Source organism: Flavobacterium sp. HJJ, from assembly GCF_015351475.1.
Lineage (GTDB): Bacteria > Bacteroidota > Bacteroidia > Flavobacteriales > Flavobacteriaceae > Flavobacterium > Flavobacterium marginilacus.
The window spans coordinates 254519-270756 of the sequence record NZ_JADKPR010000001.1 but is presented as its reverse complement, the minus strand read 5'-3'; the positions used below and the strand labels follow the sequence as shown (position 1 = coordinate 270756).

Annotated in this window: 11 protein-coding genes; 3 read left to right on the top strand and 8 right to left on the bottom strand. The window is 34.2% G+C overall.

All coding sequences use genetic code 11. The features are described from left to right. Positions 1 to 4 precede the first annotated feature (4 nt). Complete coding sequence (locus IRZ80_RS01155; RefSeq protein ID WP_194639396.1) at positions 5 to 1258, bottom strand: dihydroorotase; 1254 nt, start codon at positions 1256 to 1258, stop codon at positions 5 to 7. Between the two features lie 78 nt (positions 1259 to 1336). Next, a complete protein-coding gene (locus IRZ80_RS01150) occupies positions 1337 to 3265 on the bottom strand; it encodes a vWA domain-containing protein (protein WP_194639394.1) in 1929 nt (642 codons plus the stop codon). A 392-nt stretch (positions 3266 to 3657) separates the two neighbouring features. Here IRZ80_RS01150 and IRZ80_RS01145 point away from each other — a divergent pair, with 392 nt between their 5' ends. The 3 genes from IRZ80_RS01145 to IRZ80_RS01135 all read left to right on the top strand — a co-directional run bounded on the left by IRZ80_RS01145 (position 3658) and on the right by IRZ80_RS01135 (position 5964). Continuing rightward, on the top strand, positions 3658 to 4770 hold the full coding sequence (locus tag IRZ80_RS01145; protein ID WP_194639392.1) for a lactonase family protein: 1113 nt from the start codon (positions 3658 to 3660) through the stop codon (positions 4768 to 4770). Between the two features lie 10 nt (positions 4771 to 4780). Then, positions 4781 to 5356: a Crp/Fnr family transcriptional regulator gene (locus tag IRZ80_RS01140; RefSeq protein ID WP_194639391.1), complete on the top strand. Its 576-nt coding sequence runs from the start codon at positions 4781 to 4783 to the stop codon at positions 5354 to 5356. Positions 5357 to 5424: 68 nt separating this feature from the next. Then, the gene (locus IRZ80_RS01135; protein WP_194639390.1) at positions 5425 to 5964 is read left to right on the top strand and encodes a peroxiredoxin-like family protein; all 540 of its coding nucleotides are present in this window, start codon (positions 5425 to 5427) and stop codon (positions 5962 to 5964) included. A gap of 42 nt (positions 5965 to 6006) precedes the next feature. Here IRZ80_RS01135 and IRZ80_RS01130 read toward each other — a convergent pair whose 3' ends face one another. From IRZ80_RS01130 to IRZ80_RS01100, 6 genes are all read right to left on the bottom strand, one after another. Next, positions 6007 to 7356 (bottom strand): DEAD/DEAH box helicase, encoded by a 1350-nt coding sequence (locus IRZ80_RS01130; RefSeq protein ID WP_194639389.1) that lies wholly within the window; start codon positions 7354 to 7356, stop codon positions 6007 to 6009. Between the two features lie 393 nt (positions 7357 to 7749). Beyond that, the gene (locus IRZ80_RS01125) at positions 7750 to 9042 is read right to left on the bottom strand and encodes a YaiO family outer membrane beta-barrel protein (RefSeq protein WP_228520767.1); all 1293 of its coding nucleotides are present in this window, start codon (positions 9040 to 9042) and stop codon (positions 7750 to 7752) included. After that, positions 9043 to 12855: a sulfatase-like hydrolase/transferase gene (locus IRZ80_RS20890; protein ID WP_228520766.1), complete on the bottom strand. Its 3813-nt coding sequence runs from the start codon at positions 12853 to 12855 to the stop codon at positions 9043 to 9045. It lies immediately after the preceding gene. A gap of 113 nt (positions 12856 to 12968) precedes the next feature. Next, complete coding sequence (locus IRZ80_RS01110) at positions 12969 to 14030, bottom strand: HEAT repeat domain-containing protein (protein ID WP_194639388.1); 1062 nt, start codon at positions 14028 to 14030, stop codon at positions 12969 to 12971. A gap of 667 nt (positions 14031 to 14697) precedes the next feature. Continuing rightward, positions 14698 to 15462 (bottom strand): TIGR02757 family protein, encoded by a 765-nt coding sequence (locus IRZ80_RS01105; RefSeq protein WP_194639387.1) that lies wholly within the window; start codon positions 15460 to 15462, stop codon positions 14698 to 14700. Positions 15463 to 15467: 5 nt separating this feature from the next. After that, the gene (locus IRZ80_RS01100) at positions 15468 to 16166 is read right to left on the bottom strand and encodes an ABC transporter ATP-binding protein (protein WP_194639386.1); all 699 of its coding nucleotides are present in this window, start codon (positions 16164 to 16166) and stop codon (positions 15468 to 15470) included. Positions 16167 to 16238: the final 72 nt, after the last annotated feature.

The window sequence follows — 16238 nt, the reverse complement described above, 5'->3', positions numbered from 1 at the left end:
GTTTTTATCCTAAAATTAATTTCCCTTGGTTCAAAATCCCGTATGCTTTTCCTTTTAGAGCGGTGCCAAGGAATGCTGAGTTTTTGGATTTTGAAAGTATATTTTCATTTGTGAAAACACTATTGCCTTCGGGGTTGAATAAAGAAATATTGGCAGTTTCTCCTTCGCTGATGCTGTGGTTTGGAATACCGAAAACTGCTTTTCCACCGGTGAATTTTTCAATTACCGTTTCTAGCGGAAGTACGGTCATCAAAGCTCCGAAAGCGCTTTCTAAACCAATAGTTCCGTTTTTAGCCAAATCAAATTCCATTTTTTTATGTTCGATATCGATTGGATTGTGGTCAGAAGTGATTAAATCGATGGTTCCGTCAAGAACTCCATTAATCAATTCCTGTCTGTCACTTTCTGTTTTCAGCGGCGGGGTTACTTTATATCTAGTATCAAATTCTTCCAGTTTTTCATCGGTTAAAACCAAATGATGTACGCTTACACTACACGTTACGTTCAATCCTTTTGCTTTCGCTTCTTTAATCATTTGGACTGATTTTGGAGAGGAAACAGTCGGAATGTGCATTTTGCCGCCGGTGTATTCCAATAAAAATAAGTTTCTGGCAATTTGAAGTTCTTCGGCCAAATCTGGGATTCCTTTCAGTCCCAATCTTGTGGAAACAATTCCCTCATTGGCAACGCCGTTACCTTTTATTTTTTCGTCCTGTGCAAAAGCAATAACCAGTCCGTCAAAATCCTGTACATATTGCAGGGCTATTTTCAGTAGATTGGCATTATCCAGACTTTTAGCATAATCACCAAAAGCCACAGCACCAGAGTTTTTCATATCATACAGTTCAGCCATATCTTTACTCTCGCTTCCTTTGGTTAAAGCTCCAATTGGGTAAAGTTCTGTGGCAAAACCATTAGCCTTGTTTTTTACAAAATTAACCTGCGCTTGATTGTCTATAATAGGGAAAGAGTTGGGCTGCAGTGCAATTCCCGTAAAACCGCTTTTTCCTGCAGTTTCGAGTCCGTTTGCGATGGTTTCTCTGTCTTCAAAACCAGGTTCTCCAAGGGAAACACTGCTGTCGAACCATCCTTGTGAAATATGAAGATTTTCTAATTTCAGTTCTTCAAGATTGTCTGTATTTGGAAGTGCCGTTCCTATTTTTTTAATAAAACCATCAGCAATTAAAAGATCTACAGTCTGATTGTGAAAAGGACTTTTCGAATCAATAATTTTGGCACTTCGGATGATTATTTTCATATGTAGGGAATTTACTTTAATTGAAATAATAAAAAAAATGTTTATAACATTAGAACTTAATTTCTTAATGGTAAAAAATTATTTCATGAACTTGATAACTGCCATTTCCAATGCTAAAAATAACAGCGCAAAGATAATAAACCATTTCCAAATCTGATTGTCTGTCCGGCTGGTTTGTAAGGTGTCAAAAATCGTTGCGATTGAATCGCTGGTTTTGTAATCGGATAACAGATTATCGTTTACCTGATCGAGATTGCTCTCGGTTCTTGGGTAATTGAAGCTGATGTTTTCTATTGGATTTTTGGAATCGTAAATCGTGTAATTACCTGCTTTTTCAGGATAGTCATTAAAGAATAATTGTACTTTATTATTCAGTAACTGCTGTACTGGAATAAATTGTTCCTCTTGATTTTTTACAGTCAGAATTTCATCTTTGGACAATAAAACAGAAACAAGATAGGAACTGCTGTTGCCAATTATATTGGCGTTTATGCCGTTATTTAACTGGCTCAAAGCCATTTTGTAAAATACGGGAACAATCAAAGGTGACTGCTGAAAATTGGAATTTGAAATATTTATCGGTGCAGAAAATACATAAACTGAGGAAACGGCATTTCGGATTCCCGTTAAAAACGGAGATTGATCCTCAAAATTTAAAACCGCAGGACTTGTGTCCGAAACAGTGAATTCTTTTTTTGTTTTTGGATATTGAAAATTATTGGTCTTACTTTCGAAAACACCTGCAAATAATGGATGGCTGAAATTGATTTTGGTAATCAGTTTTTCATTTGTTTCTAATGATTGAAACTGCGTGGAGCCAAATTGCTTCAAAAAGGTATTCAGATTGGGAATTGAAGCAGTTTCGGACGGGATTACAATCAGATTTCCGCCTTTGTTTACAAATGATTTTAATGTAGTCTGCAGAGCCTGCGGAATTTCATCAAGCTCGTTCAGGATAATAGCGTCCTGTTTTTCTATGCTGTTGTAATCTAATGCGTTTAGTGTAAACGAACCATAATTGAATTCATCATTAGTGTAAATTCGGGAGAGGAAATTATTTTTTTCTGGAGTTCCAATGCTGATGATGTTCGTTTTTTTAATTTTTGAAATACTAAAAAACAACTTGTTGTCATAAGTCAAGTCATTGTCTTCTATCGAAACGTATCCATGAAAAGCCTGTTTTGGAATCGTGAAATTGATGGTTTCCTTTTTGTTTTTAAAATTGATAATTGTTTTAGCAGCCAATTTGTTTTGGTTGTACAAAGCCACAGAAATGGGTTTGAAATCATCACTGTAATTTGTGGTGTTGATACTTAATTCGTAAAAATTATCAAGTGTCTGGCGGATAAATACACTATCGATTGACACGTTATTTTTTTGTTCCGCTTTTGGAATAATAAAATACGGAATGTTATCGGTCCCAATGTTTTTTAACTGGTTTGCCGTCAAGCCAACCGCATCGGTAATGATAACGATGTCTTTTTTGAAAGCTGATTTATGCGCTTTTACCTTTGCGAGAATATTGTCCAATTGAAAAGGAACTGCGCTGTATTTTAGATTTTGCAGTTCGCTTCGAATCGTTTTTATATCGGTGTTCCAATAGTTTTCATTATTGGTAAGCAAAGAAAAATTGGCACTTTCAGGTGTTTCTTCCAGCAGTTCCTGAACGGCACGTTTTAGCAGTTCGCCTTTTTTTCCTTTGGCCTGCATACTAAACGAATTATCGAGTATAATGTACATTTCGTTGCTGGCATTTTTACTGTCTTTGGATTCAAAAAAAGGCTGTGCAAACGCAAGAATAATAAACGCAATTAAAAGCAGCCGGCACGCCAAAAGCAGCCATTTTTTAATTTTGGAGCTTTTTCGGGTCTGAATCGAAAGAGCTTTCAGAAAACGGACATTGGTGAAATATTCTTTTTTAAAACGCCTTAATTGAAATAAATGCACCAAAACTGGAACAATCAATAAGAACAAAAAATATAGAATTTCGGGGTGTTTAAAATGCATTCTGAGATTTTGTTTGCTTCACGGAGTTAATGAAAATGGGCTTCGCCGAATTTTGTGAGTCAAAAATACAAATTTGTTGACAGTTTCTTATGCAGTTGTTATTATTTTTCAAAATAGCCTGTAAATAGGGCAATTCTGAAAGAAAATAAGTATTTTAGCTTTTTACAAAAATATAAGCCAAATAAATTATTGTTTTTTAATGTGTTAAATGTGGAATTTCCTCTTTTATATTCAATTTAGAAAAATGACAAAAGAAACAGCATTGTATTTTGAAAGTGGCACAGCAGGAGGTAATGTTGCTAGCCAAAAAACTTTTAGCCAATAAATAATAACGACAAATAATAATGTCAATAACAAATACAATAATAAATTTAAATCAATATCATAAATAAATGAAACAAGCTTTTCTTTTTTTTCTTCTTGTTTTTTCTTTTTTTTCAATAAAAGCGCAAAAAAACAAAGTCAATCTTCTTGTTGGGACTTACACCAATTCGTGTTCGAGCAGAGGGATTTACGTATATGAATTTGACACCAATAATGCCCAGATACGATTAAAAAAATCATCAGACAGTATTGTTAATCCAAGTTATCTGTCGCTATCCAAAGACGAAAAATTCGTGTATGCAGTAAATGAAAACGGCGGAGAAAGTACTGTGAGTTCTTTTTCGTTTGATCCGGTAAGCGGAAAACCACTTCTTATCAATAGTGTAAGTTCCAAAGGAGCCGATCCGTGCTATCTTATCAATGATGATAAAAATGTTATTACGGCTAATTATTCGGGTGGAAATATATCGGTTTTTGGAAAAAATGCTGACGGCAGTCTGACAGAAGCCAAGCAGGTTGTTCAGCATTATGGTAAAGGGCCGAATACTGTTAGACAGGAAAAACCACACGTGCATATGGTTTATTTTTCGCCGGATAAAAAATACGTTTTGAGCAATGATTTAGGAAACGACAAGGTATATGTTTATAGTTATAACCCAACTGCTACGAATGATGTTTTAGTTTTAAAAGACAGTGTTTCGGTAAAAGCAGGAAGCGGGCCAAGACATTTAACATTTAGCAAAAAAGGGAAATATGTTTATCTGTTACAGGAATTGGACGGATCGCTGACTACTTTTAGTTATAAAGAAGGAAAGCTGACTCAAATAGGCGAAACCACCATTTTAGCAAAGGATTACACCGGCACTTTCAGCTCAGCAGATATTCACGTTTCGCCAAGCGGAAGATTTTTATACGCTTCAAACAGAGGTGATGCCAATAATATTTCTATATTTAAAATTTCAGGAAAGGGAAAGAAGTTAACACTGAAAGGGCAGATAAGCACTTTAGGTAAAGGCCCAAGAAATTTTACGATTGACCCAACGGGCAAATTTCTTTTGGTTGCACATCAATACACCAATGACATTATTATTTTTAAGATTAACAAAAGTAAAGGAACGCTTACTGATACCAAGAAAAGATTTGATTTGTGTTCACCCGTCTGTTTGGTGTTTGCTAAATAAGTGTATAATTATGGAGACTGAATTATCACAGTTCTTATCCCAAAAATCAGTTTTAGGAGCTGATTCAGTTGAGATTTTATTAAAGTTTTGGAATAAGGATAAAAGACTTAAATCCAAAGAAATATTATTGAATTTCAATCAACAGGATTCTAATTTGTATTTTGTGAAGGAAGGCTGTGTGCGCTTGTTTGTGATTGATAAGAATGGAGAACAAATTAATTTGGGTTTTGGTTATGAAAATTCATTGATTACCTGTTTTCAGACTTTTATAGAAGGGAAACCTTCGTTGATGAGTATTGAAGCCATTTTGGATACTGAATTGATTGCCATTGCCAAAGCTGATTTAATGCGGTTAATTCATACGAATTCTGAAATTGCATTATGGTATCAGTCAATGTTAGAATATACTTTGACAGGACATATTCAGAGACAAGTGGAGTTACTTACATTAAAACCCTACGAGCGATATTCGGTATTTATTAAAAGAAGCGGACATCTTATTAATAGAATACCTTTGAAATATATTGCTTCTTACCTTATGATGAAACCTGAAACCTTGAGTAGGATCCGAGCCAAGATTTCTTGATTTTAATCAAGAAGAATGGATTTTTAAAATTTCAAATTTGTCATTGTAAAATTTAAAAATCATTGATTATGAAATTAGTTTCAGGACAAAAAGCACCTTTGTTTGTTGCCAAAGATATTTTTGGAAATACTATAGATTTGGATCAGATTCAAAACCAAAAAATTCTGTTGAGTTTTTTTCGTTACGCTGAATGTGCAATGTGCAATCTTCAAATTTCTAAAATTATGAAACATAAGGAGGCAATTGATAAAAAGGGAATAAAATTGATAACCGTTTTCGAATCGCCTGCAGAAAGTCTAAAAGTAAGTATTGCAGATCGGCACAATTTTGACTTCACAATCATTGCTGATACTAATAGGGATTTGTACAATCTTTATAAAGTACGTCCATCTTGGTTAAAAACAATGCAAACAATGTCTGTTAAGGGATTTCAGCATTTGTCAGAAGCAATTCAATTAGGTTTTAAGGCAGGAGGAAAAGTGGAAGGAACGTTTCATCAAATTCCAGCTGATTTTTTAATTGGTAAAGACAAAGAGATTCAAATAGCACATTATGGAAATAGTGTAATTGACCATTTTCCGCTAGAGGAGTTACTTTTAAATATCTAAAAGAAAAGCCTAAAAATGTAACTCATTTTTAGGCTTTGGAATTTACTTTTTATTCTTACGCTTCTTAGCTTGGTTTTTCAGCATATTTCTATTGACAGAACCGTGTGTTTTTTTCTTGGTAACGCCAGGGCCACCTAAATTGACTTTTTGGTTCTTCTTGCTTTTTTCATGAAAAGCGCCGTCTCCTTCCTGTTTTTGTTTTTTGAATAGGAGTTTAATCGGCTGTCTGTCTTTTTCAGGGCCAATTAGTTTATCCGAAACTTCGACTTCTTCAGGGAAAGTTTCATAAACCACTTCCATATCCATTAAAATTTCGATCGCGATTTTTGATTCTTCCTCGCGGGGAGCGATGAAACTGATGGCAGTTCCTGTTGCATCGGCACGACCAGTTCTACCAATACGGTGCATGTACAATTCTGGTAATTCCGGCATTTCAAAGTTGATGACGTGCGTGATGTTTGAAATATCCAAACCTCTTGCCATAATATCAGTGGTGATTAATCCGCGAAGATTTCCTTTCTGAAATTCAGCCATCGTACTCAAACGGTAATTCTGCGATTTATTAGAGTGAATTACTCCAAACTGATTTGGAAAATCTTCCTCAATTTGGTCAAAAACCATATCCGAAATCTTTTTGTTATTCACAAAAACCAAAACACGGCTCATGTCTTCATTGTTTTGTAATAAGTGTTTTAAAAGATTTATTTTGGTATTGAAATTAGGAACCTGATAAGTAATTTGTGTAATATTTTCTAAAGGTGTTCCTGATGGTGAAAGAGTCACTTCTTCCGGATAATCAAAATAGTCATTCAAAACAGTATCTACTTCATCAGTCATGGTAGCCGAGAAGAGAATATTTTGGCGTTTTTTTGGCATCATAGCCAAGATCGCTGTCAGCTGTGTACGGAAACCTAAATTCAGCATTTCGTCAAACTCATCGATTACCAGTTTTTGCATTTCTTCAAAACGAATCACATTGTCTAATGTCAAATCCATAACCCGTCCAGGCGTTCCAACCAAAATATCACATCCTTGATAAACTGTAGTTTTTTGGGTGTTAATATTAACTCCGCCAAAAATACCAATAGTACGAACCGACATATATTTAGTCAGTTTTTCGACTTCTTCCACAACCTGAACAACAAGTTCGCGGGTTGGAACCAAAATTACAATTTTTGGAGTATGTCCCGGAGTAAATTTGTATAATTTTAAAAGAGGCAATAAATAGGCAAATGTTTTACCAGTACCTGTTTGGGCAATTCCCATCATATCACGGCCTGACATTATTACAGAAAAAGTTTTTTCCTGAATAGGAGTTGGCGATGTAAAACCTAAATCGTCTATTGCTTTTTGTACAGATTTAGGGAGATTGAATTGTTCGAAAGTACTCATTTGTATTTAAATTTTGTGCAAAGATAGGTTTTTTGAAACTAAGGAGGCAAAACTCTTATTGATTAGGAATGAGATATAATATGTTTTTGAAAGATGGCTGGCAGATTTTAGCAATTTACGATTACAGCTTTCTATATAAAACGTACGAGTCTTATGTTGTCTTTTTTGAACGAGACAAAACCCGCTATATTTTCTTTTTATTGGGACAAAAGGGTAATTATTTATAAATATTTGGAAAAATCCTAAATCACATAAAACGAATAAACCTCTATAATCGTTTTTTTGGATAAAAAATCGGGAAAAGAAAGCTGGCCTGTGGGGGCAAGCCCAAATTAATTTTATTTGATTACCTGACTAAACCGCAAAATGTTTTGTAAAAATGTACCAATGTTATTACCTAAATCGGATTTCCCATGACAATGAAAGCGTCGAAATCCAGAAAAAATTGCCTTGGTCGAATGGAATTTCCTGATGAATAATTCCAAGCTGTGCTCCCCATGCATTTTGTTTATTGCTGGTAGAAAAGTAATATCCAACATTCAGTTTTTGGGATTTAAGATTCACAATTCGTTTATCATTTGCATAGAAATAATTCTGATTAAGTTCTGGTGAAATTCCAATTCCGGCATTGATTCCGAAATAATTATCAGCATCACTTCTGTATTTTCTGAACGAAAGTGTTCCTGAAGTGCTTAAACCGTTGTCCCCCGGAGTAAAATAAGGACGAAAGGACCAATAGTTATTTCCGTTGTACCAAGTTACAGAACCTGTATAAATCATAGTGGTCGTGTCGTATTGTAATGCTCTAAGTCCTATAGAAGCTTCAAAACTTTTGGGAAGCGATTTAAAAATTTCGGCGCCATATCTATAATCAGGAAATAAATCCGAACCTGATACACCAAAGTTTAAATAGGCGTACATTCCTTTTGCAATTTTTGGATATAAATCTACCTCGAACTGAGTCCCGTATTCACCAAGTCTTCTGTCGATATTTGCTCTGGCAATGATACTTCCGTACTTGGTTTGCCGTCCATATTTTATAGCATTGTAAATCATAGGATCATACACTTCCGAGTAAATATCGATTTCAGAAGAAACACCGATTGTATTATTTCGAACTGTCTTTTCTAAATTCGATTCAGTTTCCTTGGGTATAGAATCGTTTGGAATCTTACTTGATATCGTTTGTACTGCGCCAGCGCCAGCAGTAGGAAGCATGGTGCTTTCTTGGGCACTTTTTTGAAGGTTCAGTATTTCTGTATCTTTTGGGAAATGTTTCAATGCTTTTTGGGATAACTTTAAAGCAAGAAAAGGATTGTCTGCCCACATTTCATTTTTAATGGCTGCTGCCCATGTGGTTTTTCTTTTTGAATCTTTTCCTAAAATTTTTTGAAATTCGGCCCTTGCTTTTTCATAATTTCCATCCCAAGCATAAGTAGAGGCTAAAAATTCACGTACATCATGATAATCGGGATATTTTGTCAGGATATGGAGCAGTGTGTCTTGTGCCTGCTTTCGATTTTTACTGAAAGCCAGATCACGAGCCGTTTTAAACGACACATCGGGGTCGCCTTTGAATGCTTTTTCTTGTCCAATCATTAAAAACGTGCCTGAAAATAACGTTACAATAAGAAAAATATAAATTTTCCGAAAATTTTTATATTCGCTTTTTATATGATTACTCATCTACTTTTGTTTTTTTGATTTGTTTATTATTTCTTGAGACCTTGCCATTTTTTTCTTGATATTAGGGTCTTTTATGCCTTTTGATAATGCAAGTTTACCTATTTCTATGGTTTTTTGGTTTTGATTGTCCCACCAATAGACATCCATCAAAGTTAAATAACCCTCGTCATAAAATGGCGCATTTTTGATTACAATAAGCAATTGTTCTTCTGCTTTTTTAAAGTTTCCTTCCCAGCCCAATGTTTTGGCTTTTAATATTTGTGCATCAGTATAATTAGGCAGTTCATTGAGTATAAAATCGCAAAGTAACCGAGCTGTTTTGTAGTCTTTTTTGCCAGCCAAATCTCTGGCGGTTATGAAAATTTGGTCACTATTCAGCCCTTTTGTCAATTTATTAATAGTGATCTGCTCTTCTTTTGAAAACTGATAATCTTGCTGCTTGTTTAAATCCAATGATTTTGGAATGATTTTATTTTTCTTTGTTAAGTAGGCATTCAGTTGTTTGAAAGCATTAAATTTTTCAGATATTGTGTTTAAAACAGCATCATCACTGATTTTTTCGGTATCAAAGTTCTCTTTTATTTTGTACAGTCCGCCTCCTGAATACATGTAATCTTTGTAAATGAAATCATCAATAGTTCCTTTGTTTCGAGTCAAAGGAATGTCTTGGGAATTTCTAAATTCTTTTGCAGTGTCAAGTCCTTTACCCATCCAGGCAGTTTGATCCAGTTTGTTGAATTTGTAATTATTAAATAAAAAAGAGATCAAACTTGGCGTAACGTCCCAGTGTGAAGAAACCGATTTAAAAGATTCAGCCTTCTTGAGCATTGGGCTGAAAATATATAAAGGCACGTGAAAACGGCATAATTTATCTTTTTGTTCAATCGGTATCAAACGGTGGTCGCCGGTAATTATAAAGATCGTATTTTTATAATCGGGTCTTTTGGCATAGGCTCCCATATATTCTTTGATTGAATTATCGGTATAATTCAAACAGGCAAAAATGTCTTTATAAGAATTGATATTTTCTTTTTGAGAGCTGAGATTTGGATGCGCAGCAATTATGCCGTCAATTTTTTTCAAATATTCATTTTTTGTCGGGAAATCAAAAGGTTCGTGATTGGTAAGTGTCTGTATAATATCCAGTCGGGGTGATTTTATTTTATCAGTTTCGATCAATGCTTTCTTGAAAATTTCGGCATCAGGATATCCCCAGGAGAAACCTTCAGAATTTGCTTTGGTTTGAGTATATCCAGAACCATACTTATTTTTATCGGTTATATTATCAATACCGTTTTTCTCTAAAAAAAGAATTTTTCTATCAAAACTGGAATCATCGCCAGAATAGAAAGAGGTAGTGTATTTATTAGCTTTCAGTATATTTATTACAGACAAATGTGAAGGCAGCGGATTTAGTTCCAAAAATCCTTTTTCGCCATAGGTTAGTGAACCCAATAATGATGAAAGGACAGCGTAAGTCCTTCCTCCGTTGCTTAAAAAATTTTCCCAATATAATGATTTTGAAGTCATTGAATCCAAATAAGGGGTAAATCCTGCGTATTCATTTTTACCAATAAATTCATCTCCTAAACCTTCAACGATAATAAAAACAATGTTTGGTTTTTCATCGGTAATGTTAAAATAAGGAGCCAAAACATCTGGTGTCGATTTGAAAGGTTTCAGCATTGGATATTCCGATTTGAATTTGATGTTCTGTCCATTGCCGGCTAAGTTTTTATCTTTTTCAAGCCGAATAATATCCTTTGTTAGAAACGCTAATTTATTTTCATATCTGCTATCGGATAAATCAGGAAGAAATAATTTTAAACTGCCTGCAATAAGAAGCAATGTCAGCATAATAATTAAAACCGGACGTTTGCTGTCTAATTTTGTAAAAGCAAAATTGATTCCTAAATATAACAGCGGAATGATAATAAATGGCAAAAAGAATATAAAAGAGAATGATTCTGATGCTGTTACCGTGAGATACATGTCCGAAAATGAATAGCCTAATAAATCGGCACCCAAGTTGACAAGCGTAGTAGAACTGTATTTTATCAATGCAAATTGAATGAGTACAATTAGAGTAAAAAACACCTTCATAAATGGTATGGAAAATGTTTTTCGTATATATCCAATTAGCAGAAATAATGGCAAAAGAATTACACTTATAATTATGACAGACCAAAAATCATTAATTAGTTTGCAGCAGATATCCGTACCAATATTAGGAATTTCAATCCCATTTGATACTTTTGAATATATTTCAAACAAACTCGACAGCCAAAAGGCAGCTATTAGCGAAGTAGTAAGATATAAGTATTTTAAGTAGTGAGATTTCATTTTGATTTTAGTTATTGAGACTGGGTTCTTCTTTTCTATATTAAATTGTTTTTCAGGTTTTTTACTAAAGCCCTGTCGCTGCATATTTCCCCAGTTTTGTTCTTTTTGTTTTATAAAATGGTAATAACCTTTCAGGGAAGCATAGGTGTTTACGGGATGATAAAACAAGGGTTCGATAATGGACATTAAAATTAAAACGATTATTTCTTTAGTATTGGCGTAGTTTTTATAAATGACGTCATCCAGAAAAATCGAAACAATCGTGAGTATCAGATAGAATATGAAAACCAGAGATGTAATATAAAAAAAGAACAAAAAGTTGACCTCAAAAAATATGAAAAAGAGAATGGTAGCAAGGATTCCAACAACTTCCATAATTGGAATCATAAACTCAAAAATAATAAAATAAGGCATTATGAAGAAAGCCATTTTTTTATATTTTGGGTTAAAAACCAAATTTCGATGCAGGTATAAAGTTTGAATCAATCCTCTGGCCCAGCGCATCCGCTGACGGATTAAGATGGTTTTGGTCGAAGGAACTTCGGTCCAGCAGAGTGATTCTGGGATGTATTTTATTAAAAACGGAAGTTTGTTATCGTACATATATTTCCGCATTCGGATCACGAGTTCCATATCTTCACCCAATGATTTGTGCCAATAACCGCCAGCCTTGATTACAATTTCTTTGTCAAACATTCCTAAACCTCCCGAAACCAATAGTAAACTGTTGATTTGGCTCAAAGCCATACGCCCAAACAGGAATGCTCTTACATATTCCAGTTCCTGAAAACGCGGATACCAGCCTTTTGGGAAATGAACTTTTACCAAAAAACCATCCTTTACTTCACAAGAATTGGAACTTCGGATGCCGGCTCCGGTTGCAATTACCCTTTTTTCGCTTTCAATAAAAGGTTTTGCTAGTTTTATTACGGCATCATTTTTTAAGATGCAGTCTACATCGGTGCATAATATCAGCGGGTATTTGGTTGAATTTATTCCTGTATTTGAGGCATCGGCTTTGCTTTTTCTATTTTCTTTATCAACCACCAAAAGTTTTGAATACAGTGGATTGGTCGATTTGTAATGCCCTCGAACTGGCCCGGTTGGGATTTTGGCTTCATAGTAGAAATCGACTTTGACTAACTCAAATTCGCGTATCAGTTTTTCTAGTGTATCATCGGAACTTCCATCATTAATCAAGACCACTTCATATTTTGGATAAGTAAGTGAGAGCAGTGATTTTACATTATAAACCACCGTTGCTCCCTCGTTGAATGCAGGCGCAATTACTGACACTCCAGGTATGTGATTCGATTTTATCAATACGTTGGACGGAATGAAATGCTGGGTGTTGAGGTATGTTTTTATGGCATAATAGGATAAAAAAGCAAATACTATATAGCACAAAATATATGTGATGGAAAAAAATCCAACAAATATTTCATACATATCTAATAGTGTTTTCATCATAATGTCTGTTTAAAAAGAGTGAATTTTGACTTGTAATTTTGCAATGCAGATGACACAGGTAAACGAAAAAGCGCCTATGAAATAAATGTATATGTTCAGGATATCATTCCGCATTATAAATAAGGGGTTTTTACGTGTTTTACCATTTGCAGTACATCTTCGTTATCCAAAAAGTGATTTTCAAAATAATTACTGTTTATTTTATTGAGACAATATACCGCTTCCAGTTTGATATTTTCGTCTGTTTTATTTTTTAATAACTGTGAAATGAAATTCTCAGAATCGGCGGCTCCAATAATGGAAAGAGCATTGAAAATTTCTAATTTGTTTTGGGTATCTTCGCTTTGAAACCGTTCAATCAAAACGTTTTCAGCTTCATAAATGTATAAAAAGTTAACAGCAGCAATAGCTTCAAAACGCACCGATTTATTTGGATGCTTTAATAATTGAATTATGGTTTTATTCTTATTCGTGTAATTGTAAAACATCATTAGTTTAAGTCCTAATTTTATGATGGTGTCATTATCCGAAATAATCCATTGATCCAAATTGGCTGGCATTTTTGTTTTTTTCTGATGTAAAATATCCATTATGTTTATCTCTTCGGCAATCGTGATCTGATGCGAAAAATTGATTAGAGTTTCCAGTTTATCCGGTTCCAATGATATTAGCGATAGAAAAGCACTTGATTTTACATCTCTGTTTTTATGGTTTAGAAAAGGTGTGACGTATGAAATTCCTTTTTTGTATTCCAAAGATTCCAGCTGGTACATTCCAGAACATTTTAAATAAAACCAATGGCTGTTCAAGAGTCTTTTGGTATATTCAAATAAATCAAACTGTTCATATAAAAAATGGAAAGTGTTGGTTACTTCACCTTTTAAATTCAGTTTCAAAAAAATAATTTCATTAAGGATTAATTTTCTGCACCATTTTTTTTCAAAAGGAATTGTTTTTTTGAACTGTTCAATTTCGGCTTTAAACTGTGCTTCGTCAAAAGGAGAAAAAATCATTTTGGTTAGAAAACTGCCTATGTCGCTTTTGACGGCATCAAATTTTGGTTTGAATAAATCGTATCGAAACCTATTGATGATTAATACAGATATTAATAGAATAAATCCACATATCAATACGGATAAAACGATTAGGACAAAATAATATATTAATACATCCATTAAATGAGTTTGTGTTTTGGTAAGATACAAAAACTAAGACATTACTGGTTTTTGGTATTTAATAAAAAAAAATCTACATAAAGATAATGATTATTCCAGATGTTTTTTAATAAAATAATATAAAAACACTTTGTTAGAGGATGTATGTTCGGATTCCTGTGAGTAGCACAATTCCTAATATTGGAAAGAACGACAAGTATTTCTTGAAGGTTAAAGGAAGGGAGTTTTTTTAATAAATTATAGTTTAATTTTCACAAATACATCTTTATTTGAATGTGACTATCCGTGACTAGTACTATTTCTCAGAATAAATTAGTTGCAGCGTATTTTATTCTCTCTATTCTTTGCGTCCCTGCGTCTTTGCCAAATTTCACGCAAAGGAGTAGGGACGCAAAGCATATTTTCAATATGTTAGACTTTTGGTATGAGTCACGGATAGTCATATATTGAAAAAATAATTAAATCGGTGGTCTGAATTAATGTCTTATAGAATATGTTGGAGTACTGGTAATATCACAGATGAAATGGTGAATCAATATTTGGAACATCACAGAAAACCGAATGAGAATGATAACTTCATAATTGAAGACTAGCAGGATGCAGGCTTTAAGTCCGATAGCCAAATCTATGTATTTTTAGTCCATAGATTTAGTTTGAAGAAAAAAAATTAAAATCCCTCAAACACGCCCAATCCAAATAAAGCAAAGTCATATTTAACTGGATCATTTGGATCTAGTTCCCGTAATTTTACATCCAATTCGGATAATGCTTTTCCATCGTTTTGTTTTCGGGTTAATAAGCCTAGTTTTCTAGCAACATTTCCGGAATGCACGTCGAGAGGACATGACAGGAGTGAGGGCGAAATGTTTTTCCAGATTCCTAAATCTACACCTTTATTGTCCTGACGGCACATCCACCGAAGGTACATGTTAATCCTCTTAGCCGCAGAACCGTTCATTGGGTCTGAGATGTGTTTTTGGGCTCGGTTTTGATGCTGGATTTCGAAGAATATTTTCTTGAATTCAGAAATGCTTTTTTGCATAGAATCGGTTTCCCTGTATTTTTCGAAAACGGATTCTAAACCGTCATGGTTTTTATAAATGTGCTGTAATCCTTTTATAAAACTAACAAAATCCTGCCCGTTGAAGGTTCTGTGTACAAATGATTCCAGCTGTTCCAGATCATTTTCGGTATGTGACATCACAAAATCATAAGGAGAATTCCCCATCAGTTCCATCATTCTATGGGAGTTTTTTATAATCATTTTGCGGTTGCCCCAAGCAATAGTTGCACTCAAAAAACCAGCAATTTCGATATCTTCTTTTAGAGAAAACAAATGCGGAATCTGGACAGGGTCGCTATCAATAAAATCAAGCGTATTGTATTGAATGACTTTTTCTTCAAGGAAGGATTTGAGTTCGGTTTTAGTCATTTTAGCTATGGATTGCTGATTTGACCATCAACCATAACTAATTTTCTATCAGCCATATTGGCCAATTCTTCATTGTGAGTTACTATGACAAATGTCTGTCCGAATTCATCCCGAAGCTGAAAAAATAATTGATGCAGATTTTCGGCAGAATGGGTGTCTAAATTTCCAGAAGGCTCATCGGCAAAGATAACATCGGGTTTATTGATTAATGCTCTTGCCACAGCTACGCGCTGCTGTTCTCCTCCCGAAAGTTCGTTTGGTTTGTGGTTTATTCTGTGAGCCAAACCTAAATATTCTAGAAGTTTTATGGCTTCTTTCTCGGTTTCGGTTTTGGATTTATTGGCAATAAAAGCAGGGATGCACACATTTTCTAATGCAGTAAATTCAGGCAGTAACTGGTGAAACTGAAAAATAAACCCCAAATTCAAATTTCTAAACCTGGACAATGATTTGTCGTTCATTTTTAGGATGTCTTCACCATTTATACTTAATGAAATGGCGTTTTTATCGATTTCAGTTCCTTCTTTTGGAGTTAATGGAATACTTGGTTTGTCAAGTGTTCCCAATATTTGCAATAGTGTCGTCTTTCCTGCACCTGAAGCTCCAACAATAGAAACAATTTCGCCTTTTTTAATATGTAAATCTACTCCTTTTAATACTTCAAGCTGATCGTAAAACTTATGTATATTTTTTGCGTGTATCATTGTTTGAAACTGTTTCCGCAAAGAAACAAAAGTTTCTGTCGATATTATAGTGGCTTTGGCAATTTTTAACTT

Coding starts and splice junctions, on each gene's coding strand:
- IRZ80_RS01155 (WP_194639396.1), bottom strand. CDS start 1,258: ATGAAAATAATCATCCGAAGTGCCAAAATTATTGATTCGAAAAGTCCT.
- IRZ80_RS20890 (WP_228520766.1), bottom strand. CDS start 12,855: ATGATGAAAACACTATTAGATATGTATGAAATATTTGTTGGATTTTTT.
- IRZ80_RS01150 (WP_194639394.1), bottom strand. CDS start 3,265: ATGCATTTTAAACACCCCGAAATTCTATATTTTTTGTTCTTATTGATT.
- IRZ80_RS01105 (WP_194639387.1), bottom strand. CDS start 15,462: ATGACTAAAACCGAACTCAAATCCTTCCTTGAAGAAAAAGTCATTCAA.
- IRZ80_RS01135 (WP_194639390.1), top strand. CDS start 5,425: ATGAAATTAGTTTCAGGACAAAAAGCACCTTTGTTTGTTGCCAAAGAT.
- IRZ80_RS01110 (WP_194639388.1), bottom strand. CDS start 14,030: ATGGATGTATTAATATATTATTTTGTCCTAATCGTTTTATCCGTATTG.
- IRZ80_RS01130 (WP_194639389.1), bottom strand. CDS start 7,356: ATGAGTACTTTCGAACAATTCAATCTCCCTAAATCTGTACAAAAAGCA.
- IRZ80_RS01100 (WP_194639386.1), bottom strand. CDS start 16,166: ATGATACACGCAAAAAATATACATAAGTTTTACGATCAGCTTGAAGTA.
- IRZ80_RS01140 (WP_194639391.1), top strand. CDS start 4,781: ATGGAGACTGAATTATCACAGTTCTTATCCCAAAAATCAGTTTTAGGA.
- IRZ80_RS01145 (WP_194639392.1), top strand. CDS start 3,658: ATGAAACAAGCTTTTCTTTTTTTTCTTCTTGTTTTTTCTTTTTTTTCA.
- IRZ80_RS01125 (WP_228520767.1), bottom strand. CDS start 9,042: ATGAGTAATCATATAAAAAGCGAATATAAAAATTTTCGGAAAATTTAT.